This window comes from Roseovarius sp. M141 (assembly GCF_024355225.1).
Lineage (GTDB): Bacteria > Pseudomonadota > Alphaproteobacteria > Rhodobacterales > Rhodobacteraceae > Roseovarius.
The window spans coordinates 1,610,174-1,632,798 of record NZ_VCNH01000008.1 but is presented as its reverse complement, the minus strand read 5'-3'; the positions used below and the strand labels follow the sequence as shown (position 1 = coordinate 1,632,798).

Here is a 22,625-nt window from a genome sequence, read left to right as displayed (position 1 = left end):
GGCCGTTCAGCGCGCGTCTCGCTTGACTCTCGCGGGTGGGCCGCGCCACATCTGCGCCCATGTTGATCGTCGAGCCTGCCAATCCCCTGGATCCCGCCCCGCGTGCGCTGCTGGAACAAAGCCATGCGCTGATGCAGGAGCTGTTCCAGCCGGACGATAATTTCTTCCTCGGCTTTGACGCGCTTTGCGCGCCCGAGGTGCATTTCATCGTTGCCCGCGACGGCGCGGCGGTTCTGGCGACCGGCGCCCTGGTGCAGATGGATGGCTATTGCGAGGTCAAATCGATGTTCACGGCGACGCCCGCACGTGGACGCGGAGCGGCTGCTGCGGTGCTGCGCGCGCTAGAAGATCATGCGCGGGGGTTAGGATCACATATTCTGCGGCTGGAGACAGGCGATGTGCTGGAGAGCGCGATCCGCCTGTATGAACGCCACGGATTTGTGCGCTGCGAAAGGTTTGGCGATTACGCGCCGAATGACGTCAGCGTCTATATGGAAAAGACGCTTTAGCCATTTGGCCCTACGCGACGCTGAAAACCACCCCTACCCGTCGGTGCTGTCATCCTTGGCGCGCTCATCCTGGGCCGCCTTCATACGCGCAAGCAATTCGGCCTTGCTGGGCCGACCGCCCGAGCGTTGGCCAAACGGATCCTGATCCGAGCCGGGCGCGTTATGTTCGGCGTGGCGCGGTGCGTTGCGGCCCATCTTGGGCGCGCCCTGTGCCTTGTAATTCATGCTGATATCCTCGCGGGCGATGCTGCCCGGCGCCAGCTATCGCCCAAACGCCCGCCATATTCAAGCACCGCGCGGGGGCAAATGGCGGTCTGGACGGTCACGATATCGGGCACGCCGGGCCTCATCAGTACCGCACCGCTTCGCATGTCAGCTCGGCCAACCCATCCACAACCGTGTAGACATCGCAGTCATATGTATTGCCGCGCGGCAACGGCGTCAGCGGCTGCCCACAATCCAGCCGCGCGGTCATCAGCGCGGCGTCGCCCTCCAGCCTGCGGACGCGACAGCCCGAGACACGCTCGATCGCAGCCACACCTTGCGGTGCGACCGAATCAAGGCGCGGCGCCCATTGGGTATTGAGGCGAATCACCTCTGCCCGCGCTCCGTCCACGCGCACATCGAAGGTGGACCGGCCTATCGTGATGCGGGTCGCCTCAATCCCGCGAAAGGCGGGGCCGGGCGTATTGCAGGCGCTGCAGAGCAGCATGGCGAGCGGTAGAAAATACCAGATCAGAGCCTTCATGCCTCAGTCTAACCTTTTAATCACTAACAACTCGCTAACGGCGCCGCAACGCAGCAATCGTTCCAAATAGCCCGCCCGTTCGAAATAAAATATCGCCCATAAAAATTTTACCAATTGATAAAATAAAAAACTGTGAAATACTGACCGCAGCCACCCCACCCGACCTGCGTGATGGAGGACGCCATGAAGGACACCGCGTTGACCCCCGGCATCACAGCCGGGCGCTTGCCCCCCGAAGACTACGCCGAGAACTTCTCGGATTTGCATCCACGGCTTGACCATCACGAGGCGCTGGTCGCGGCCGACCGCTGCTATTTCTGCCACGATGCGCCCTGCATCACCGCCTGCCCCACCGACATCGACATCCCGCTATTCATCCGCCAGATCGCAACCGGCACGCCCGAAGTGGCGGCCCGCACGATCCTGACGCAGAACATAATGGGCGGCATGTGCGCCCGCGTCTGCCCCACGGAAACCCTGTGCGAAGAGGCCTGCGTGCGCGAGGTGGCCGAGGGCAAACCGGTGCTGATCGGCCAGTTGCAACGCTACGCCACCGACACGCTGATGGAGGCGGGCGTGCACCCCTTCACCCGCGCGGAGACGACGGGCAAGCGGATCGCTGTCGTCGGCGCCGGGCCTGCGGGCCTGGCCTGCGCGCATCGTCTGGCGATGCATGGCCATGACGTGACCGTCTTCGATGCACATGAAAAGCCGGGTGGCCTGAATGAATACGGCATCGCCAGCTACAAGACCCCGAACGATTTCGCCGCGCGCGAGGTCGACTGGCTACTGAAAATCGGCGGTATCGAGGTCAAGACCGGTCAGCGCCTGGGCGCCGGGCTGGATCTGAAACAGCTGAAATCCGACTATGACGCGGTTTTCCTTGGCATTGGCCTCGGCGGCGTGAACGCGCTGAACCTCGATGGCGAGGACAAGGACGGGATGCGCGACGCGGTCGATTTCATCGCCGATCTGCGCCAAGCCAGTGACGTGGCCGCCGTCCCGGTTGGCCGCGACGTGGTGGTGATCGGCGGCGGCATGACTGCCGTGGACGCCGCCGTGCAGGCGAAACTGCTGGGCGCGCTGAACGTCACGCTGGTGTACCGGCGCGGTAAGGACCGGATGAACGCCAGCACGTTCGAGCAGGATCTGGCCGCGTCCTCGGGCGTGCGGATCATCACGAATGCCACGCCGCGCGGCATCATCGGCAACGGCGCGGTGCGCGAGATCGAGTTTGAATATACCGATGATGATCTGAAACCGACCGGCCAGACATTTCGCGTTGCCGCCGATCAGGTGTTCAAGGCGATCGGTCAAACGCTGCATGGCGAGGGGCTGCCCGATCTGGAGGGGCGCAAGATTGCCGTCACGGGCGCGGGCCGCACGTCGATGCCGGGCGTCTGGGCCGGGGGCGATTGCGCTTCTGGCGGCGACGACCTGACCGTGACCGCGGTGGCCGAGGGCCGCGATGCCGCGATGGATATTCATGCAAGTCTGACGAACGCGGGCTAAGGCCTGACACGCAAGACAGGGAGACATAAGATGGCTGACCTCACGAGCGACTTCATCGGGATCAAATCGCCCAACCCGTTCTGGCTGGCCTCTGCGCCGCCAACGGACAAGGAATACAACGTGCGCCGCGCCTTTGACGCCGGATGGGGCGGCGTGGTGTGGAAAACACTGGGCGAGGCCGGGCCGCCAGTCGTCAACGTCAACGGCCCGCGCTACGGCGCGATCTACGGCGCCGACCGAAGGCTGCTGGGCCTCAACAATATCGAGCTGATCACCGACCGCCCGCTGGAAGTGAACCTCGAAGAAATGAAGAGGGTCAAGCGCGACTATCCCGACCGCGCGCTGATCGCTTCGCTGATGGTGCCGGTCAACGAGGATGCCTGGCGCGAGATCCTGCGCAGGGTCGAGGATACGGGGTGCGACGGGGTCGAACTGAACTTCGGCTGCCCCCACGGGATGAGCGAGCGCGGCATGGGCAGCGCCGTCGGCCAGGTGCCGGAATATGTTGGCCAGGTCGCCCATTGGTGCAAGAAACACAGTGATCTACCCGTCATCGTCAAACTGACGCCAAACATCTCCGACATCCGCAAACCCGCGCAGGCGGCGCTGGAAGGCGGCGCCGACGCGGTCAGCCTGATCAACACGATCAATTCGATCACCTCGGTCGATCTGGATCTGTTCGCGCCCCAGCCCACCATTGACGGTCAGGGCGCGCATGGCGGCTATTGCGGCCCCGCCGTGAAACCGATCGCGCTGAACATGGTGGCCGAGATCGCCCGCGATCCGGCGACGCGCGGCCTGCCGATCAGCGGCATCGGTGGCATCACCACATGGCGCGACGCCGCCGAATTCATGACGCTGGGTGCGGGCAACGTGCAGGTCTGCACGGCAGCGATGACCTATGGCTTCAAGATCGTCGAAGAGATGATTTCCGGCCTCAGCCAGTGGATGGACGAAAAGGGCATGACCTCCACCTCGGAAATCGTCGGGCGGGCGGTGCCGAACACCGTCAACTGGAAGGACCTGAACCTGAATTATGTCGCCAAGGCCGTCATCAATCAGGACGATTGCATCAAATGCGGGCGCTGCTATGCCGCCTGCGAGGACACATCGCATCAGGCAATTTCCATGTCCGATGATCGCGTGTTCGAAGTGATCGACGAAGAATGCGTCGCCTGCAACCTGTGCGTCAATGTCTGCCCGGTTGAAAACTGCATCACGATGGAGGCGATGGCGCCCGGCACGACGGACCCGCGCACCGGCAAGGTGGTCGAGGCGGACTATGCCAACTGGACGACCCACCCCAACAACCCGGGCGCCTGCGCGGCGGAATGAGCATTATTTCGACTGGACCGTTGTGGCATATGACTATGGACTGGTCTGCCGTGCGGATGAGGTGAAAGCCACGCCTTCGCACGGCCCGAATGAGGCATTACCCCCCAACCTCACGATCCGTCTGTGCCTGCGAGCGGCGCACCACTCCACCACTGCGCGCGGGCTTCGAACATCTGGTCAGGCCGATACTCCGGGTCGGTCACTCTGGTGAGGCTTTGCATGGCGCTCATCCTGCCGAAGCAAGGTAAGCGACGGTTAACCGCCATGCTGGTCGTCGGCATCCCCTTCGATCACCCGCGCATCGTCGCCGCCGATGTCGCCTGCTTCCAGTACCTGGCCGGACAGGCCGACGACACGTGGTGCTGGACTTCCACCCAGCTTTGCCGCGACGCGGAGCGCGCGCAACATCTGATCGGTCCGCAAGCGCGCGACCGCAGGATCGGGCGTAGCGGTATTATGAAACATGAAACCCTGACGATAGAACCCCGACACCTCAGCCCCCCCACAGAGCCCGCCACCCAGCTATATTCTAGATGCCGCGCCCTGCCCCGCCAAACCCGATCTGACATTACGATTAACGGCGCCTCAGTCTTGGGCCGGTCGCAGCAACCGCGTGTAGAGCGTCGTCAGAAACGGATCCGCGCCATCCGTCGCGGCCCGCCCATCCATCAAAACCCCGACCTGCGCCTCGAAATCCGCATAATGCTGCGTTGTCGCCCAGATCGAGAATATCAGATGCCGTGGATCGGTCGGCGCGATTCGCCCGGCGTCGATCCAGCCCTGTATCGTCGCGGCCGCGTTATCGACCAACGGTTTCAGATCGCCCTCCAGATGCGGCGCGATTCGCGGCGCCCCTTGCAGGATCTCGTTGGCGAACAGGCGGCTTTCGCGGGGATATTTCTGGCTCATCTTCAGCTTGCGGCGCACATAGGTCAGGATTTCGTCCAGCGGTTCACCTTCCGGGTCCAGCCGCCGCAGCGGCGCCAGCCAGCGATCCATCAACTGGTTCAGCAGCGTGACGTGAATCTCTTCCTTGCCCGTAAAATAATACAGGATGTTCGGCTTGCTCAGCCCTGCCCGCTCGGCGATCTGGTCCAGCGTGGCACCGCGATAGCCATGCTGCGAAAAGACATCCAGCGCGGCCTCGATGATGCGTGCGCGGTTGCGCCGCTGGATGCGGCTGGGACCTGTATCGGCGGTTGCGCCACTCTCGCCCATCTTGCCTCTTTCCCTGCTATGACCGCGCGTGCAATCTTTGGGCTGGCACGGCAGACGCCCAACACTATTCTTGACAGGCGCGGGGCCGTGCGCAATCGTTAAGTTGACCATTTGGTAAAAGACCACCCAGCGACCACGCAAGGAAGGCAATAACATGGCGGCACCCGGACAAAACCTCAAAATCAATGGCCAGAGACTGTGGGACAGCCTGATGGAGATGGCCAAGATCGGTCCCGGCGTCGCCGGGGGCAACAACCGTCAGACCCTGACCGATGCCGATGCCGAGGGCCGCGCGCTGTTTCAATCATGGTGCGAGGGCGCGGGCATGACTATGGGCCTCGATACGATGGGCAACATGTTCGCCCGCCGCGAGGGGACCGACCCCGATGCGCTACCGGTCTATGTGGGCAGCCATCTGGATACGCAGCCGACGGGTGGCAAATATGACGGCGTGCTGGGGGTCCTGGCGGGGCTGGAGCTGGCCCGCACGCTGAACGACCTGGACATCAAGACCAAGCATCCCATCGTCGTGACCAACTGGACAAACGAGGAGGGCACCCGTTTTGCCCCCGCCATGCTGGCCTCCGGCGTCTTTGCCGGCCTGCATGACGAAGAATGGGCCAATCAGCGCGAGGATGCCGAGGGCAAGACCTTCGGCGACGAGTTGAAGCGCATCGGCTGGAAGGGCGACGAACCCGTCGGCGAGCGCAAGATGCACGCGTTTTTTGAACTGCACATCGAACAGGGCCCCATTCTGGAGGCCGAGGGCAAGGATATCGGCGTCGTGACCCACGGTCAGGGCCTTGATTGGACGCAGCTGACCATCACCGGCAAGGACGCGCATACCGGATCGACCCCGATGCCGATGCGCCGCAATGCGGGTCTTGGCATGGCGCGGGTACTGGAAAAGGTGGACGAGATCGCCCTCGCCCACGCGCCGAGCGCCGTCGGCGCGGTCGGCGCGTTGCAGGTGTTTCCGAACTCGCGCAACGTCATTCCCGGCAAGGCCGTGTTCACCGTCGATTTCCGCTCGCCCGATATCGACACGCTGAGCGAAATGGTCAGCCAGATGAAGGAAGCCGCGCAAAAAATCTGCGACGACATGGAATTGCAGGTCGAATTTGAAAAGGTTGGCGGCTTCGATCCGGTCGAGTTCGACGCAGGCTGCGTGACCGCCATCCGCAGCGCCGCCGAGCGTCTGGGTTATTCGCATCGCGACCTGATTTCGGGCGCGGGTCACGATGCCTGCTGGATCAATCAGGTCGCCCCGACCGCGATGGTTATGTGCCCCTGCGTCGATGGCCTGTCCCACAACGAGGCCGAAGAAATCACGCTGGAATGGGCACGCGCCGGGGCCGACGTGCTGCTGCACGCTGTGGTGGAGACGGCGGGGGTGACGGACTGAATCGATACAACACCGCGCATCCTTCGGGATAGCCAAAGTGGCGCAGAAGACGCCGCGCGAAGCTCAGGGAGAAAGATCATGACCAAAGTCATCAAGGGCGGCACCGTCTGCACCGCCGACCGCACGTGGAAAGCGGATGTTTTGATCGAGGGCGAGACGATCAAGCAGATCGGCGAGGACCTCAAGGGCGACGACTATATCGACGCCTCCGGCGCCTATGTCATCCCCGGCGGGATCGACCCGCACACCCATCTGGAAATGCCCTTCATGGGCACGACGGCGGCGGAAACATTCGAGACCGGCACATGGGCCGCGGCCTGCGGCGGCACCACGATGCTGGTCGATTTCTGCCTGCCGGGCGCCGATGGCAGCATCAAGAACGCCATCAACGAATGGCACCGCAAATCCGCGCCGCAGATTTGCAGCGACATCGGCTATCACATGGCGATCACCGGCTGGAACGAGAATGTTTTCAGCGAGATGAAGGACGCCATCGACATGGGCGTCAATTCCTTCAAGCATTTCATGGCCTACAAGGGCGCGCTGATGATCGAGGACGACGAGATGTTCGCCTCGTTCAAGCGCTGCGCCGAGCTGGGCGCGCTGCCGATGGTCCATGCCGAAAACGGTGATCTGGTCGCGGAAATGCAGCAGAAATACTTCGATCAGGGCATCACCGGCCCCGAAGGCCACGCCTATTCCCGCCCCCCCGAATTCGAGGGCGAGGCAGCCAACCGCGCCATCTGCATCGCCGACGCGGCGGGCGTGCCGCTCTACATCGTGCATGTGTCCTGCGAGCAGGCGCACGAGGCGATCCGCCGCGCGCGCCAGAAGGGCATGCGCGTCTATGGCGAGCCGCTGGTGCAGTTCCTGACGCTGGACGAATCCGAGTATTTCAACAAGGATTGGGACCATGCCGCCCGCCGGGTCATGTCGCCCCCCTTCCGAAACAAAGAGCATCAAAATTCGCTCTGGGCAGGTCTGCAATCCGGGTCGCTTCAGGTCGTGGCCACCGATCACGCCGCCTTTTCGACCGAGCAAAAACGCGCGGGACGCGATGATTTCCGCATCATCCCCAACGGCTCGAACGGGCTGGAGGAACGCCTGCCAGTGCTGTGGACAACGGGCGTCGAAACGGGGCGCCTGACGCCGAACGAATTCGTCGCCGTCACATCAACAAACGTCGCCAAGATCCTGAACATCTATCCGAAAAAGGGCGCCATTGTTGAGGGCGCAGATGCCGACATCGTGGTGTGGGATCCCAAGATCACCAAAACGATCAGCCCGGCCAACCACCACTCGATCCTCGATTACAACGTCTTTGAAGGGTTCGAAGTGACAGCCAACAGCCGCTACACCCTGTCACGCGGCGAAGTTATCTGGGCGTGGGGTCAAAACTCGCAGCCGCAGCCGGGCCGTGGTCGTTTCGTGCCGCGACCGGCCTTCCCCTCTGCGCATACCGCGCTGAGCAAATGGAAGGCGCTGACCGCGCCCAAGATGATCCGGCGCGACCCGCTGAACATTCCGGCGGGGATCTGAGCAGCCAATGCCGCCCCCCCACGCCCCCCGCGCCGTTCTGGAAACGGCACTCTACGTATCCGATCTGGATACGGCGGCGGCGTTCTACAAGGACGTCATCGGCCTGGACGAGCATCTGCGCGTGCCCGGACGCCACGTTTTTCTGCGGTGCGAAACATCCATGATCCTGCTGTTCGACCCAGAAGCGACCCAAGACAGCCACGGCAAATTCCCAGTCCCGCCCCACGGCGCGATGGGCCAAGGCCACGTCTGCTTTCGCGCCCAGCCGGGCGAGATGGACCTGTGGGAGGAACATCTGACATCAAAAGGCGTCGCCATCGAGGCCGATTTCGAATGGCCCGGCGGCGCGCGGTCAATCTATGTCCGCGATCCGGCACAAAATTCGGTCGAGTTTGCCGAGGCGAAGTTATGGGGTTTTGACACGTGAACGATATCGTTATCTCGGCCAAGAATCTGGGTCTGACGTTCCAGACCAATGACGGGCCGATCCACGCTCTCAAGGATGTGAACCTCGAGGTCAATCGCGGTGATTTCATCAGCTTCATCGGTCCCTCCGGCTGTGGCAAAACAACATTCCTGCGCGTGATGGCCGATCTGGAACAGCAGACCTCCGGCACCATCACCGTCAATGGCACCACCCCCGAAGAGGCCCGGCGCGCGCGCGCCTACGGCTATGTCTTTCAGGCCGCCGGTCTCTATCCATGGCGCACCATTGGTGGCAACATTCGCCTGCCACTGGAGATCATGGGATATTCGCGCGACGAACAAGCCCGCCGCGCAGCAGAGGCACTGGAACTGGTCGAGTTGGCAGGCTTTGAAAAGAAGTTCCCCTGGCAGCTGTCCGGCGGCATGCAACAACGCGCCTCTATCGCGCGCGCGCTTGCCTTCGATGCGGACCTGCTGCTGATGGACGAGCCCTTCGGCGCGCTGGACGAGATCGTGCGCGACCACCTGAACGAACAGCTGCTGCACCTGTGGGACCGGACGGGCAAGACTATCTGCTTTGTCACCCATTCCATCCCCGAGGCAGTATATCTCAGCACCCGCATCGTTGTCATGTCCCCTCGCCCAGGTCGTATCGCCGACGTCATCGAAAGCCCCCTGCCACGGCACCGGCCACTGGATATCCGCGACAGCCCCGAATTCATCGAAATCGCCCACCGCGTACGCGACGGCCTGCGTGCGGGGCACGGCGATGATTGATCGCGGCGCCCCGCAGCCTGCCTTGGCCGGTCGTAACGGCCACAGGACTTTCAACGTTCAGGGTCATCGGCTCTCCAGCCTGTGCCGCAGGATCAATACATCATCTAAATCTTTCAATGTTCCTAAAATACTCAAAAAATCAGCTTTGGGCTGGAACCGAGGGTTGAGTATTTTTGGAACATTGAAAGCCAGGAGCCCATGATGCGCAACGTGCTGCCAATCCTGACGGTTGTGCTGACCATAATCGCGATCTGGTATGCCGCCGCGATCATGCTGAACGCCCCTTGGGCCCATGACAAGGCAAAGCGTGCGGGCATCGAGCTGAGCCGCGCCGATCTGGTTGCCGACACCTGGAGTCAGCAGAAACCCAAGCTGCCCGTGCCACATCAGGTCGTCGCTGAGATTTGGGATACGACCGGAGCCATGGTATTGAAGGGGCGCGGGTTTTCCAAACGCTCGCTGATCTATCACAGCTGGGTGACCTTCAGCGCGACGATCCTTGGCTTTGCGCTTGGCACGGCACTGGGTATCGCGCTGGCAGTTGGTATCGTCTTTAATCGGACGATGGATCTGAGCGTGATGCCGTGGGTCATCACCAGCCAAACCGTACCGATCATCGCCATCGCGCCAATGATCATTGTCGTGCTGAATGCCGTCGGCATTTCCGGACTGCTGCCCAAGGCGATGATCTCGATGTATCTGTCATTTTTCCCGGTGGTCGTTGGCATGGTCAAGGGGCTACGCAGCCCCGATGCCATGCAGCTCGATCAGATGCGCACATGGAACGCCAGTTCGGCGCAAACCCTCTGGCGGCTGCGCCTGCCCTCGTCGATGCCCTATCTTTTTGCGTCGCTCAAAGTGGGCATCGCGGCCAGCCTTGTCGGTGCCATCGTGGGCGAATTGCCCACCGGCGCGGTTGCCGGCCTGGGCGCGCGGCTGCTGGCGGGTAGTTATTATGGTCAGACGATCCAGATCTGGAGCGCGCTTTTGACGGCTGCCGCACTGGCCGCGTTGATGGTGGGCGTGATCGGGCTGGCGCAGCGCATCACCCTCAAGCGAATGGGTATGGCATGATGGGATGGCTTGTCGGAGCACTCGCCGCGTGGTTGATGGGATGGCAGATAAATGCGCGTCTGGCTCGTCGCACGACAAGCCGGGCGACAAGCTTGGCCGGGCCTATTGTCTTCGGCCTGACGGTCATCGTGATCTGGGAATGTGTCGTGCACGGGCTGGATATCTCACCCATCCTCTTGCCGCCGCCGAGCCAGATCGCCGTAACATTTGCCGGATCGTTGCCGATCCTTTGGCGTGATTTCGTCCAGACCGTGATCAAGGGCGCGCTTACCGGCTATGTTCTGGGCTGCGGCGCGGCGTTTCTGCTGGCCGTTGCGATCGATCGGTTCCCGTTTCTGCAACGGGGTCTGCTGCCGGTGGGTAGCTTCATGGCAGCCCTGCCGATCATCGGGCTCGCCCCGATCCTTGTGATGTGGTTCGGCTTTGACTGGCAATCCAAGGCGGCGGTGGTTGTGGTGATGGTGTTCTTTCCCATGTTGGTCAACACGGTCGAGGGGCTTCAGGATACAGGCCCCATGCAGCGCGACCTTATGCGGACCTACGCGGCAGGCTATTGGAAAACCCTGCTGAAGCTTCGCCTGCCTGCCGCAATGCCGTTCATCTTTAACGGGCTGAAGATCGCGACGACCCTGGCGCTGATCGGGGCCATCGTCGCCGAGTTCTTCGGCTCGCCGACCAAGGGCATGGGGTTTCGCATCTCGATCTCGGTCGGGCAACTGGCGATGGATCTGGTCTGGGCCGAGATCGTCGTGGCGGCCATCGCCGGTTCGGCCTTCTACGGGGGCATTGCGCTGCTGGAAAAGGCACTGACATTCTGGCACCCTTCGCAGCGGAGCCGCGCGTGATCAGACAAAAACTGTAACCATAACAACAGGGAGTGAAGGTAATGAATAAGAAAAACAGATCAAACCTTGCAGCATTGGGCCTTGGCGCATTGGGCCTTGCCGCAGCAGGCACGGCCAATGCCGCCGATGACGTGACGCTGCAGCTGAAATGGGTCACGCAGGCGCAGTTCGCCGGCTATTACGTCGCGCAGGATCAGGGTTTCTACGGCGAAGAGGATCTGAACGTCACGATCAAACCGGGCGGGCCGGACATCGCCCCCGCGCAGGTGATCGCCGGCGGCGGCGCCGATGTGGTCGTTGACTGGATGCCCTCGGCCATGGCAAGCCGGGAAAAGGGGCTGGATCTGGTGAACATCGCGCAACCCTTCAAATCATCGGGCATGATGTTGACCTGCCGCAAGGATACCGGCGTGAACAGCCCCGAAGATTTCCCTGGCAAGACGCTGGGCGTGTGGTTCAGCGGCAATGAATATCCTTTCCTCAGCTGGATGAACAAGCTGGGACTTGCCACCGATGGATCAGACGGCGGCGTGACGGTGCTCAAGCAGGGCTTCAACGTTGATCCGCTACTTCAGGGCCAGGCCGCCTGCATTTCGACCATGACATACAATGAATACGGCCAGGTGCTGGATGCGGGGCTGACACCCGAGGAACTGGTCGTGTTCAAGTACGAGGATCAGGGCGTCGCCACGCTGGAAGACGGCCTGTACGTGCGAGGCGACAACCTGGACGACCCCGAATTCGTCGACAAAATGGCGCGCTTTGTGCGCGCGTCGATGAAGGGCTGGAAATGGGCTGAACAAAACCCCGAGGAGGCCGCGCTGATCGTTCTCGACAATGACGCCAGCGGCGCGCAGACAGAGGCTCATCAGGTCTTCATGATGAAGGAAGTCGCCAAACTGACGGCCGGCAGCGATGGCGCGCTGGACCCGGCAGATTTTGAGCGCACGATTGAATCGCTGCTCTCAGGTGGATCCGATCCTGTCATAACCCAGCATCCCGGCGATGATGCATGGACGCATGCGGTGTCGGATAAGGCGCTGAACTAAACGCTCAGGATGTAAAACAAGGGCGCGGCGATCACCGGCGCGCCCCTGTTTTCAGGCCTGTTCCCGCTTTTAGCCCAGATGCCTTCGGCGAGGATATTTGTCGCAAGAAGAATGGCAGGGCGCGCCCCACTTTCATCGTTCTTCAAATACTCATATAGCCTCGCACAACTCAGGCGGAGCGTACGATCTGCGCGCCGAGCTGTGCCATCAGCGGCTCGAAGATAGGAAAGGACGTGGCAATCGGGCCGCCATCATCGACGCTGACGGGCGCATTCGCCGCCATGCCGAGAATCAGGAAGGACATCGCTATCCGGTGATCCAGATGGCTGGCGCAGATGACGCCGCCCGGCACCGCCCCATGACCACGGCCATGGACGATCCACCAATCATTCCCATCCTCAACTTCGACCCCGTTCGCGCGCAGGCCGGTCGCCATCGCCTCGATCCGGTCGGATTCCTTCACCCGCAGCTCGGCAACGCCGCGCATGATGGTCGGCCCCTGCGCAAAGGCAGCGACGACCGACAGGACCGGATATTCGTCGATCATCGACGCGGCGCGCGCAGGGTCCACTTCGACCCCTTTCAGATCGGGCGAAAAGCGGGCGCGCAGGTCGGCCACAGGCTCCCCGCCCTCGGTGCGCTCATCCTCGTAGCTCAGGTCCGCTCCCATCTCGCGTAGGGTGGTGAACAGACCGGCGCGCGTCGGGTTGAGGCCGATATTGGGCACCAACACATCCGATCCCGGCACGATCAGTGCGGCGCAGACGGGGAACGCGGCCGAGCTGGGGTCGCGCGGCACTGCGATGGTCTGGGGCGTCAGTTCCGGCTGGCCGGTCAGTGTGATGACGCGGCCCTCGTCAGTGTCCTCGGTCGTGATGTCGGCGCCGAACCCTGCCAGCATCCGTTCAGTGTGGTCGCGCGTGGCTTCGCGTTCGATAACCACCGTCTGGCCGGGGGCGTTTAGCCCTGCCAGCAGCACCGCCGATTTCACCTGCGCCGAGGGCATGGGCACCGTATAGCGCACCGGCGCCGGATCGGCGGCGCCAACAATCGTCATGGGCAGGCGCCCGCCTGCGCGGCCCACTGCCTGCGCTCCGAACAGCGCAAGCGGGTCGGTAACCCGCGCCATAGGGCGCTGGTTCAAAGACGCATCGCCAGTGAAAGTGACGGCGATGGGCGACGTCGCCATCGCCCCCATGATCAGGCGCACGCCTGTGCCGGAATTGCCGCAGTCGATGACGCCATCAGGCTCGGCAAAGCCGCCGACGCCGACGCCGTGTACCGACCATGCCCCGCCGCCAAGATCCACTACTTCGGCGCCGAAGGCGCGCATCGCGCGGGCGGTGTCCAGCACATCCTCGCCCTCCAGCAGGCCGGTGATGCGCGTTTCGCCCACAACCATAGCGCCCAGAATCAGCGCGCGATGCGAGATTGACTTGTCGCCGGGCACGTTCGCCGTGCCGGTCAGGGGGCCACATTTGGCCGAACTCATGGGGATGGGGGTACCGTGACCAGACATGGGTGCGCCTTCGTATTGGGGTGTTTACCCGCCTGATAGCGCAACCGGAGGCAAGCGTCCATCGCCGCCGCGTCACTCCGCCCGCGCGCCCCCCAGCGACAGCGTGTGCGCGCGCAGCCACGTCATGAAACCGCGCGGATCGCTGGCCAGCATCTCCATACGCGCGTCCGAAATCGGCGCGCCGACGACTGGTTTTTGCGGGCGATTGCAGCTATGCACAACCTCGTGCAGCAAAAGCCCCTGACGCAGTGTCACCGACAGGCGGTTGGCAATCTGATACCAGCGGCTGTTGGCGCCCGGGAAATAGATCGGCACGACCTTGGCCCCCGATCGGCGGATCATCTGGGCGGTAAAGACATTCCATTCGCGCTCGACCGCCGGACCGAACATCGTGTCCGAGGACGCGACCACACCCGAGGGAAACACGCTGATCAGCCCGCCCTCCTTCAGATGCGTCATTGCCTTGGCCCGCATTTCCACCGATTTGCGCTGCGCATCCGGCTCGTGCGGGAATGGCACCGGGATCATGTAGCTGGCCGCGACCTCGTCAATGCCAGTCAGCAAGGCCCGCGTCAGGATCTTGTAGTCAGTGCGACGCTGCCCGATCAGGTCCGCCAAAATCATCCCGTCGACCAACCCGTGCGGATGGTTCGCCACGGCCACGACCGGCCCGTCCGGCGGGATGTTGTCCAACTCGGCCTCGGGCGTCAGCAGGTCGATTCCCATGGTATCGAGCGAAGCCCGCCAAAAGGGCTGTCCCGTCGGGGCGCCGCGCCGTTCGAAATCGCGGATCATCCGGATGATCGAAACCTTGCCGGTCATCCACTCAATCCCGCGGATGATCGATGCGGTCAGCGGCGCATCGAACGAATTCGAATAGGTCAGGCTGCGCCGGTCATATTTTGGAAAGGTCATCGTGCCATTGTCCACGCCAGCCGCATCTGCGGCGACCCCGGCGGATACCTGATCGCCCTTTTCGCGTTGCTCGTTCACCAAGTGGGACCGTTCCATTCCGTGCTGAACGCGGTGCGCCGCGCTACATGTCCTCTCCGAACCGGGCCGCCACCAGGGCCGCCACGGCGTCGGCCAGCGCCTCGGCATCGGGGCCTCGGGTCTCGACGTCAATAGTGGTTCCCATCGCGGCTGCCAACATCAAAAGACCCATGATGCTGTCGCCACAGGCCGATTGCCCATCATGAGAGACCTCGGCCGTCGCGTCGAACCCCTCGACCACCTCAACCAGTTTGGCCGAGGCGCGCGCGTGCAGTCCCTTGACATTCACGATCTGCAATTTGCGTGTCACAGGTGCGGACATAAGATCAATCTTCCACTGAAATATTCTGGCTATCGGTATATTTGCGCGCAGCATACAGCGCATCGCGCACCGCATCCGGCAACGGCTTGTCCCGGCTCTTGGCCAGCTTGATCAGCATCGGCAGGTTCGCGCCGTAGAGCATGCGCCGGTCGCCGCTACGGCATGCGGGCAGCGACAGGTTGGCAGGCGAGCCGCCGAACATATCGGTCACGATAGCGACCCCGGCACCGCGATCCACCTCGCGCGCGGCCTGCGAAATCTCTGCGGCCTTGGCCGAGCGATCGTCATTCGTATCGACCGAAATGGCGCGCACGCCATTTTGCGGGCCGACGACGTGCTCAACCGCTGCGAGGTATTCCCGCGCAAGGCCCCCATGGGCAACAATGACGATCCCGATCAATGCCCTTGCATCCTTTTGTGGCTGCTGCGCGTCATGGCGCGTCAGTAATGGTCGCGCGCCGCTCAAGTTCACGGTGCCTTATTGACACCTGCCAGCCCCCATCTGCAAGGGTGCGCGCCAAAGATTCCGTCACTGCGACAGATCTGTGCTGCCCGCCCGTGCATCCCAGCGCGATGGACAGGTAGGATTTCCCCTCATCCTCGAAGCTGGGCAACAAAAGGTCCAGCATCGCCGTCAGGTGCGCATAAAACGCGGCAAAGCGCGCATCGCCGACAACAAACGCCGCCACTTCGGGCGCGCGTCCGTCCAGCGAGCGCAGCGCCTCCTCCCAGTAGGGATTACGCAGGAACCGACAGTCCAGAACGATATCCGCGCCGCGCGGCAGGCCGCGCTTGTACGAAAACGAGTGAACCGACACCGACAGACGCCCCCCACAGCGCGGCAGGACCAATCGTTCCAGCTCGGCGCGCAGGTCATGTGGGCTCATCTCGGACGTATCGATCAGGATATCGGCCCGCGCATAGACCGCGCGCAACAAATCCAACTCGCGCGCGATCCCGATCTGCGCGCTTTCGGTCGGGGCCAGCGGGTGCCGGCGCCGGGTTTCGGAAAAACGCCGCAGCAGCACGTCAGGTCGGCAATCAAGATAAAGCAGCTGGGCCTGCCCGGCCTTGAACGCATCAAGCGCACCAACCGCATCGATCAGCGCCTGAGGCGAAAAATCACGGTTGCGCGTATCGACGCCCAGCGCGAGGGGCCGGTCAAGGCCCTGATCCTGACCCGGCGGCGCACCCAACAGGCGCGGCAGAAGGCCAAGCGGCAGGTTGTCGATCGCCTCATAGCCCATGTCCTCGAGCGCGCGGATCGTAGTGCTTCGCCCCGCACCGGAGGGGCCAGTGATCAACATCATAGGTGGGGGCCGCCCGTGAGACGGCCCAGTGATTTCAGTCATGGTCCAAGCCCTTCATGCAAACCGTCCGTTCATCATATAGAGGTAGATTGCAGCCGGAAAATGGGCCGCGGCGCTACCATGCACCAATGGAACAGACAGGCCCAGATACGTCTCGGTCTGCGCCTCGGGCAAACGCGGTGGCGCTGGTGCGTCCATATCGATCAGCAGCGCCACGGGCTGCGGACCTGCGGCCGGCGCGTTCAAAATGCCAATACCGCGTGCTTCGATCCGGCCACGGATCGTACCGGGCGCATCAACCAGCAAACGCTCATTGTCCCGCCAGATTAATGTGCTGTCATCCGATACAAGCGCACCGCCCATCGCGATGAGTTGCAACGCCAATCCCGATTTCCCGGCCCCGGGCGCCCCCCGGATCAAAGCCGCGCGCCCCGCGACCGCCACCGCCGTCGCATGCAGCGTCAAAGTACCTTCTGGGTGCTCCATATTTCTAGACCGGCAAACCGACTACGAACCGCGCGCCCAGCGGGTCCGAAGTGATGTCGGCCTCCGTCGGGCGAATATTCTCGGCCCAGATGACGCCGCCATGCGCGTCGACGATCTGCTTGGAAATGGCCAGACCCAAGCCGGAATTATTGCCGAAATCACTTGCATCACGCTCAGAATAGAAGCGTTGGAAGATCTTGGTCAAGGCCTGATCAGGAATGCCCGGACCGGTATCCTCAACCACGATCAACACGCGGTTGTCGCGTCGCCGTGCCCAGATCCGGATCGCATCGCCATGCTCGCAAAAACTGATGGCGTTCGAAATAAGATTGACGAAAACCTGCGCCAGCCGCGCCTCAAGCCCATTGATGATGATCGGCGTCTGCGGAAAATCGGTGATGAATTCGATGCCCTTGCCTGCCGCCTGTTCGCCCAGATGCAGGCCAAGATTTCTCAGCATTTTCAGCAAATCGAACGATTCCTCCTCTTCCTTGACCAGCTCGCTATCGAGGCGCGAGGCGTTGGATATATCGCTGACCAGACGGTCCAGACGGCGGACATCGTGATCGATGACGTCCAGCAACTTCTCGCGCTGATCCTCGCGCTCGGCGACGCGCATGGTGCCGACGGCGCTGCGTAGGCTGGCCAGCGGGTTCTTGATCTCGTGCGCGACGTCTGCGGCGAACTGCTCATTGCCGTCTATACGATTGTAGAGCGCGGCGACCATGCCACGCAATGCGCCGGACAGGCGTCCGATCTCATCAGGCCGTGCGGTCAGATCGGGAATGCGGATGCGCCCGGCACCCGGCTTGCCCCGGTTTCGTGCACCGCCAACTTCAGCCGCCGCAGCCAGGTCTGCCAGCGGGTGCGCGATGGTCGATGCCAGGATCAGGCTGAGGCCGATGGAGACAAGAGTTGCTATGATGAACATCTGCAGCACGCGCTCGCGCTCGGACATGATCAGGCTGTCGATCTCACCCGTTGCGCTGATCATCGCGATCACCCCCACGGGGCTGCCCCTATGCATGATCGGGGTCGCCGCAACAAAGACCGCGCCGCCGGTGACATCGCCCGAAATTGCCTGTGTGGCGCCGCTGTGCAGCGCAGCTGCGGCCTGACTACGGGCCAGATCCTCGACGCCGGGCGCCGACGCGCTGATCGAGGCAAAAGGGGTCGCCAGCCACGCCCAGAACCGGGAGAGTGCGTCCGTGATAATGGTCGGTTTGCGCGGCGTGGTGCCCCAAGGTCGCTCTGCCTGTCCAGTCACCTGCCCCGCAACATTTCCGGAGGTATCGAAAACGAAAACCTCGGCCCCCTTTTGCACGTTGATGCGGGCAAGCGTTGCAGCCACGTCGATGCCGTCGCCCGTGATCAGATTGACCGGCGAGCGGCCCGGCATCTGCGCCTCAAGCACGTTTGCCACCAGTTCGGCCTCGCCAACCAGCCCGTTGGCGCGCTGCACGGCCAGTCCGTCACGCGAGGAATTTAAGTACAGAATACCTGCAACGAGGATATTCAGAGCGAGCAGATTGAAAATAATGATCTTGCGGGCCAGGGGCGAGTCGCGCAGCGAAAACAGGCCATGACGCGCGCGCAGTCCGTCTTTGCCCATGCTGTCGGGCGCGACGAAATCGTCGCCGAGAACAACATCGCCAACACGTCCCGGTGCACCGTCGCGCACATCAATCCCCTTGGCCAGCGCCATGCCTATTCTTCGTTATACCTGTAGCCGATCCCATATAGCGTCTCAATCGCCATAAATTCAGGATCCACCTGACGCAACTTCTTGCGCAGCCGCTTGATGTGACTGTCGATGGTTCGGTCGTCGACATAGACCTGATCATCATACGCCACGTCCATCAGCTGATCGCGGCTTTTGACGAAACCGGGGCGTTGTGCCAGCGCCTGAAGCAGCAAAAATTCGGTAACGGTCAGCGAAACGTCCTTGCCCTTCCAGGCCACAGAATGGCGGAGCGGATCCATCCGCAACGCGCCGCGCTCGATCACCTTGCTATCTTCGGCGTCGGCGTCGGGTACGATGCCGTCCAGCGCGTCCTGCCGACGCAAGAGCGCGCGGATCCGTTCCACCAGCAGGCGCTGGGAAAACGGCTTTTTCACGTAATCATCCGCGCCCATCCGAAGGCCCAGAACTTCGTCAACCTCATCGTCCTTTGACGTCAGGAAAATCACCGGCATCTGCGACGTCTGGCGCAGCCGCTGCAACAGATCGATCCCGTCCATGCGCGGCATCTTGATGTCCAGCACCGCCATATCCGGTAGTTTCTTGGAAAAAGCATCGAATGCCTGCTGGCCGTCATTATATGTTTCAACCTCGAACCCTTCGGCCTCGAGGGTGATTGATACGGATGTCAGAATATTCCTGTCATCGTCCACCAGGGCGATCCTGGACATGTCGTATTCCTTATACTGCTCAGATTGCCTGATTTTTTATATCAATATGCTTCTGATTTGGTTTCGCGATCAATCCCCATTCACGAATCACCCTTCGCGACCGCCCTATTTGGGCCTGATTTCCATAACCAATGGCTAATATGACTCACTTTTCTGCATCGCCGGCAGCTCTCAGGCGGTCTTCGGCCGGTGGCGGCGCGCCTGCCCCCGGTGATTGCGCTAACTCGGAATTGGTTGCGCTAACCGCGCCAAAGCGATCTGTTCATTCCATAAATCCGCATGCTATGACCCCGCCATGCCGGGGCCGGACCGCCGTGCAGGCAGCCACTGCGCTGCACACGCCCACAAAGGCCAAGAGGTCGGCAATGACCAGAAATTGGAGAGCGACTGTCATGACATTGGGACGGGTAAATCCGAAATTCCGCCTGGAAGATCAAGGGATCACAGGGCTTGGTGACGTGCATTACAACCTGATCGAACCGGCCCTCATCGAGGCTGCGTTGAAAAACGGCGAAGGCGCGCTGGGACGCGGCGGTGCCTTTCTGGTTTCGACCGGCAAGTTCACGGGCCGCTCGCCCAAGGACAAGCATGTGGTCAAGACCCCCAGCGTCGAAGGCACGATCTGGTGGGAAAACAACGCCGAGATGTCGCCCGAAGGGTTCGATGCGCTGTATGACGACATGGTCGCCTACATGGCCGGCGGGACCTATTATGTGCAGGATCTGGTTGGCGGCGCCGATCCGGCCCACGCGATCAAGGTGCGCATGGTGACCGAACTGGCCTGGCATGGCCTGTTCATCCGCCACCTTCTGCGCCGCCCCGAGCGGGACGCGCTGGACCATTTCATCGCCGATTTCACTGTGATCAACTGCCCCGGCTTTCAGGCGGACCCGAAAAAGCACGACTGCCGGTCGGAAACCGTCATCGCCATGAATTTCGACCGCAAGATCATCCTGATCGGCGGCACCGAATACGCGGGCGAAAACAAGAAATCGGTCTTCTCGCTGCTGAACTACCTGCTGCCCGAGAAAGACATCATGCCGATGCATTGCTCGGCCAACCACGCCAAGAACAATCCGGTCGATACTGCCATCTTCTTTGGTCTGTCGGGCACCGGCAAGACGACACTGTCAGCGGATCCCGATCGCACACTGATCGGGGACGACGAACATGGCTGGTCAGACCGTGGCACCTTCAACTTCGAAGGGGGCTGCTATGCCAAGACGATCAACCTGGACCCCGAGGCCGAGCCGGAAATCTACGCGACGACCAGCAAATTCGGCACCGTGATCGAAAACATGGTGTTCGATGAAAACACCCGCGAGCTGGATTTCGAGGATGACAGCCTGACCGCGAACACCCGCTGCGCCTACCCGCTGGAATATATCTCGAACGCCAGCAACACGGCCATCGGCGGGCACCCCAAGAATATAATCATGCTGACCTGCGATGCGTTCGGCGTGCTGCCCCCCATCGCGCGGCTCACCCCGGCGCAGGCCATGTACCACTTCCTGTCGGGGTTCACCTCCAAGGTGGCCGGCACCGAGCGCGGCGTGACCGAACCCGAGCCGACCTTCTCGACCTGCTTTGGCGCGCCTTTCATGCCGCGTCGGCCCGAAGTCTACGGCAATCTTCTGCGCGCCAAGATCGCCAAGCACGGCGCGACCTGCTGGCTGGTCAACACCGGCTGGACAGGCGGCGCCTATGGCACCGGAGCGCGCATGCCGATCAAGGCGACACGCGCCCTGTTGACCGCAGCGCTCGACGGCTCGCTGAACGCTGTGAAGTTCCGCACCGACGCCAATTTCGGCTTCGAAGTGCCGGTCGACGCACCCGGCGTTCCCACCGTTCTGCTGGACCCGCGCCGCACCTGGGACAAGCCCGACAGCTATGACCGGCAGGCGGCGAAGCTGGTCAGGATGTTCGCGGAGAACTTCGAGCAGTATCTGTCCCATATCGATGAGGACGTGCGGGCCGCTGCCATCGGGTGATGGCGCCGCCGGAATGGCAGGACGGGCGCGCCGATTGGTGACGCCTTCCCTGTGGTGGATCATACGTCCATCCACCCTGTCGCGTGCATCGCGGCAGGCTATCCTACCAGATAGAGCATCAGATATAGCGCCACGGCGCCCGCTATGATCGCTGCCAGCACGTTGCGTGTGATCAGCCCTGCGATGATCGTGACGCAGGCGGCCGTCAGCCGGGCGGCGTCCAGTGTGCCGCCGGTGGCGGGCGGCCAGACCACCATCGGCGCGACAAGGCCGGGCAGTACGGCGACGGCCGTATAGCGCAGATGCCGCAGCACCCATGCCGGCATCGGGCGATCTCCGATCAGGCCGAGAAAGACGAAGCGCAGACCGAAACTGCCCAGCCCAAGGCAGATGATCGTGATCCAGATGTCGAGCGTTGCAATATCCCTCACAGACCCGCCTCCGACCGACGCGCCAGTATCAGTTCAACCTGAGCGCCAGCGATCATGCCCGCGGCACCCGCCACCAACAGCCCCAGACTGTAGGGGATGAACGCCAGCGACAGCGACACGGCGATGGACACCAGTGCCGCCACGACATGCGCCGTGCTGCGCAGCATCGGTGCGATCATCGCCAGAAACGTGATCGGCACCGCGAAATCCAGCGCGAATTCGGGCGGGATTGCACTGCCTACCACCGCGCCAACCACGGTGAAGATCAGCCATAACGGCACCAGCGGCGAAACCGCGCCAAAGTAGAAGGCCAGTTTTTGCGCAATGCTCCAGCCGGGATTCTTCTCATAGGCGAGGATCGCGCCGGCATAGGCCTGATCGACCATCAGATAGGCCACCAGCGCCCGTTTGCCCAAGGGCGCACGCCCCAGATGCGGCGTCAGGGATGCCGAATACATCGCCATGCGCAGATTGACAGCCAGCGCAGTGAGGCACACGATGATCGTCGGCGCATGCTCGGACAATAGCTGAACCGCGGTGAATTGCGCCGCCCCCGCGACAACCAGCGCGGAAAAGGCCAGCGTTTCGACCAGATTCAATCCCGCCTCGGTCGCCACGACGCCAAAGAGCAGCGCGAACGGCACCAGCACCAGAATGAAAGGCGCCCCTGCCCGCACGCCTTGCCAGTAGGTGGATTTGGTGGTCTCTGGTGTCATCGGATACA

The 22,625-nt window shown here is 62.4% G+C and carries 25 protein-coding genes; 11 read left to right on the top strand and 14 right to left on the bottom strand.

All coding sequences use genetic code 11. The features are described from left to right. Positions 1 to 59 precede the first annotated feature (59 nt). Positions 60 to 509 carry a GNAT family N-acetyltransferase gene (locus FGD77_RS12020; protein WP_255009908.1) on the top strand — a complete coding sequence of 150 codons (450 nt, stop codon included), beginning with the start codon at positions 60 to 62 and terminating at the stop codon, positions 507 to 509. A gap of 33 nt (positions 510 to 542) precedes the next feature. Here the strand turns inward: FGD77_RS12020 and FGD77_RS12015 are convergent, their stop codons facing one another. Together FGD77_RS12015 and FGD77_RS12010 are read right to left on the bottom strand one after the other, a co-directional pair. Then, positions 543 to 734 carry a hypothetical protein gene (locus FGD77_RS12015; protein WP_255009906.1) on the bottom strand — a complete coding sequence of 64 codons (192 nt, stop codon included), beginning with the start codon at positions 732 to 734 and terminating at the stop codon, positions 543 to 545. Positions 735 to 858: 124 nt separating this feature from the next. Then, positions 859 to 1,257: a hypothetical protein gene (locus FGD77_RS12010; protein ID WP_255009904.1), complete on the bottom strand. Its 399-nt coding sequence runs from the start codon at positions 1,255 to 1,257 to the stop codon at positions 859 to 861. Positions 1,258 to 1,440: 183 nt separating this feature from the next. Here FGD77_RS12010 and FGD77_RS12005 point away from each other — a divergent pair, with 183 nt between their 5' ends. Together FGD77_RS12005 and preA are read left to right on the top strand one after the other, a co-directional pair. Further along, positions 1,441 to 2,769: an NAD(P)-dependent oxidoreductase gene (locus FGD77_RS12005; RefSeq protein WP_255009902.1), complete on the top strand. Its 1,329-nt coding sequence runs from the start codon at positions 1,441 to 1,443 to the stop codon at positions 2,767 to 2,769. Positions 2,770 to 2,799: 30 nt separating this feature from the next. Next, positions 2,800 to 4,104: an NAD-dependent dihydropyrimidine dehydrogenase subunit PreA gene (gene preA, locus FGD77_RS12000; protein ID WP_255009900.1), complete on the top strand. Its 1,305-nt coding sequence runs from the start codon at positions 2,800 to 2,802 to the stop codon at positions 4,102 to 4,104. Between the two features lie 255 nt (positions 4,105 to 4,359). On the opposite strand, the gene FGD77_RS11995 is transcribed toward preA, so the two are convergent. Further along, positions 4,360 to 4,569, bottom strand: coding sequence for a hypothetical protein (locus tag FGD77_RS11995; protein WP_255009897.1), 210 nt, complete (start codon positions 4,567 to 4,569; stop codon positions 4,360 to 4,362). A gap of 120 nt (positions 4,570 to 4,689) precedes the next feature. Continuing rightward, positions 4,690 to 5,322, bottom strand: coding sequence for a TetR family transcriptional regulator C-terminal domain-containing protein (locus FGD77_RS11990; RefSeq protein ID WP_255009896.1), 633 nt, complete (start codon positions 5,320 to 5,322; stop codon positions 4,690 to 4,692). A 154-nt stretch (positions 5,323 to 5,476) separates the two neighbouring features. Between FGD77_RS11990 and FGD77_RS11985 the strand changes: the two genes are divergently transcribed. The 7 genes from FGD77_RS11985 to FGD77_RS11955 all read left to right on the top strand — a co-directional run bounded on the left by FGD77_RS11985 (position 5,477) and on the right by FGD77_RS11955 (position 12,437). Beyond that, positions 5,477 to 6,727, top strand: coding sequence for a Zn-dependent hydrolase (locus FGD77_RS11985; protein ID WP_255009895.1), 1,251 nt, complete (start codon positions 5,477 to 5,479; stop codon positions 6,725 to 6,727). 78 nt (positions 6,728 to 6,805) lie between these two features. Then, on the top strand, positions 6,806 to 8,266 hold the full coding sequence (hydA, locus tag FGD77_RS11980; RefSeq protein ID WP_255009894.1) for a dihydropyrimidinase: 1,461 nt from the start codon (positions 6,806 to 6,808) through the stop codon (positions 8,264 to 8,266). Between the two features lie 7 nt (positions 8,267 to 8,273). Continuing rightward, positions 8,274 to 8,693: a VOC family protein gene (locus FGD77_RS11975; RefSeq protein ID WP_255009893.1), complete on the top strand. Its 420-nt coding sequence runs from the start codon at positions 8,274 to 8,276 to the stop codon at positions 8,691 to 8,693. Further along, positions 8,690 to 9,469, top strand: coding sequence for an ABC transporter ATP-binding protein (locus tag FGD77_RS11970; protein WP_255009892.1), 780 nt, complete (start codon positions 8,690 to 8,692; stop codon positions 9,467 to 9,469). Before FGD77_RS11975 ends, FGD77_RS11970 begins: the two co-directional genes overlap by 4 nt. A gap of 198 nt (positions 9,470 to 9,667) precedes the next feature. After that, the gene (locus FGD77_RS11965; RefSeq protein ID WP_255009890.1) at positions 9,668 to 10,543 is read left to right on the top strand and encodes an ABC transporter permease; all 876 of its coding nucleotides are present in this window, start codon (positions 9,668 to 9,670) and stop codon (positions 10,541 to 10,543) included. Next, positions 10,543 to 11,388: an ABC transporter permease gene (locus FGD77_RS11960; protein WP_255014194.1), complete on the top strand. Its 846-nt coding sequence runs from the start codon at positions 10,543 to 10,545 to the stop codon at positions 11,386 to 11,388. Before FGD77_RS11965 ends, FGD77_RS11960 begins: the two co-directional genes overlap by 1 nt. A gap of 41 nt (positions 11,389 to 11,429) precedes the next feature. Further along, the gene (locus FGD77_RS11955) at positions 11,430 to 12,437 is read left to right on the top strand and encodes an ABC transporter substrate-binding protein (protein ID WP_255009888.1); all 1,008 of its coding nucleotides are present in this window, start codon (positions 11,430 to 11,432) and stop codon (positions 12,435 to 12,437) included. Positions 12,438 to 12,606: 169 nt separating this feature from the next. Here the strand turns inward: FGD77_RS11955 and aroA are convergent, their stop codons facing one another. From aroA to FGD77_RS11915, 8 genes are all read right to left on the bottom strand, one after another. Further along, complete coding sequence (gene aroA, locus FGD77_RS11950) at positions 12,607 to 13,956, bottom strand: 3-phosphoshikimate 1-carboxyvinyltransferase (protein WP_255009886.1); 1,350 nt, start codon at positions 13,954 to 13,956, stop codon at positions 12,607 to 12,609. A 72-nt stretch (positions 13,957 to 14,028) separates the two neighbouring features. Then, positions 14,029 to 14,871: a lysophospholipid acyltransferase family protein gene (locus FGD77_RS11945; protein ID WP_255014192.1), complete on the bottom strand. Its 843-nt coding sequence runs from the start codon at positions 14,869 to 14,871 to the stop codon at positions 14,029 to 14,031. A 121-nt stretch (positions 14,872 to 14,992) separates the two neighbouring features. After that, positions 14,993 to 15,271, bottom strand: coding sequence for an HPr family phosphocarrier protein (locus FGD77_RS11940; RefSeq protein ID WP_255009883.1), 279 nt, complete (start codon positions 15,269 to 15,271; stop codon positions 14,993 to 14,995). Between the two features lie 4 nt (positions 15,272 to 15,275). Further along, positions 15,276 to 15,671, bottom strand: coding sequence for a PTS sugar transporter subunit IIA (locus FGD77_RS11935; RefSeq protein ID WP_255009881.1), 396 nt, complete (start codon positions 15,669 to 15,671; stop codon positions 15,276 to 15,278). 31 nt (positions 15,672 to 15,702) lie between these two features. After that, positions 15,703 to 16,623, bottom strand: coding sequence for an RNase adapter RapZ (gene rapZ / locus FGD77_RS11930; protein WP_255009878.1), 921 nt, complete (start codon positions 16,621 to 16,623; stop codon positions 15,703 to 15,705). A 12-nt stretch (positions 16,624 to 16,635) separates the two neighbouring features. Beyond that, positions 16,636 to 17,067 carry an HPr kinase/phosphorylase gene (locus FGD77_RS11925; protein ID WP_255009875.1) on the bottom strand — a complete coding sequence of 144 codons (432 nt, stop codon included), beginning with the start codon at positions 17,065 to 17,067 and terminating at the stop codon, positions 16,636 to 16,638. Between the two features lie 4 nt (positions 17,068 to 17,071). Further along, a complete protein-coding gene (locus FGD77_RS11920; protein WP_255009873.1) occupies positions 17,072 to 18,772 on the bottom strand; it encodes a sensor histidine kinase in 1,701 nt (566 codons plus the stop codon). Positions 18,773 to 18,774: 2 nt separating this feature from the next. Then, complete coding sequence (locus FGD77_RS11915) at positions 18,775 to 19,479, bottom strand: response regulator transcription factor (protein WP_255009871.1); 705 nt, start codon at positions 19,477 to 19,479, stop codon at positions 18,775 to 18,777. Between the two features lie 392 nt (positions 19,480 to 19,871). On the opposite strand from FGD77_RS11915, the gene FGD77_RS11910 reads away from it, so the two are divergent. Continuing rightward, positions 19,872 to 21,470, top strand: a complete 1,599-nt coding sequence (locus FGD77_RS11910) for a phosphoenolpyruvate carboxykinase (RefSeq protein ID WP_255014190.1) — start codon at positions 19,872 to 19,874, stop codon at positions 21,468 to 21,470. Between the two features lie 98 nt (positions 21,471 to 21,568). Here FGD77_RS11910 and FGD77_RS11905 read toward each other — a convergent pair whose 3' ends face one another. Next, positions 21,569 to 21,901, bottom strand: a complete 333-nt coding sequence (locus FGD77_RS11905; protein WP_255009868.1) for an AzlD domain-containing protein — start codon at positions 21,899 to 21,901, stop codon at positions 21,569 to 21,571. Next, positions 21,898 to 22,617 carry an AzlC family ABC transporter permease gene (locus tag FGD77_RS11900; RefSeq protein WP_255009866.1) on the bottom strand — a complete coding sequence of 240 codons (720 nt, stop codon included), beginning with the start codon at positions 22,615 to 22,617 and terminating at the stop codon, positions 21,898 to 21,900. Before FGD77_RS11900 ends, FGD77_RS11905 begins: the two co-directional genes overlap by 4 nt. Between the last annotated feature and the right edge of the window lie 8 nt (positions 22,618 to 22,625).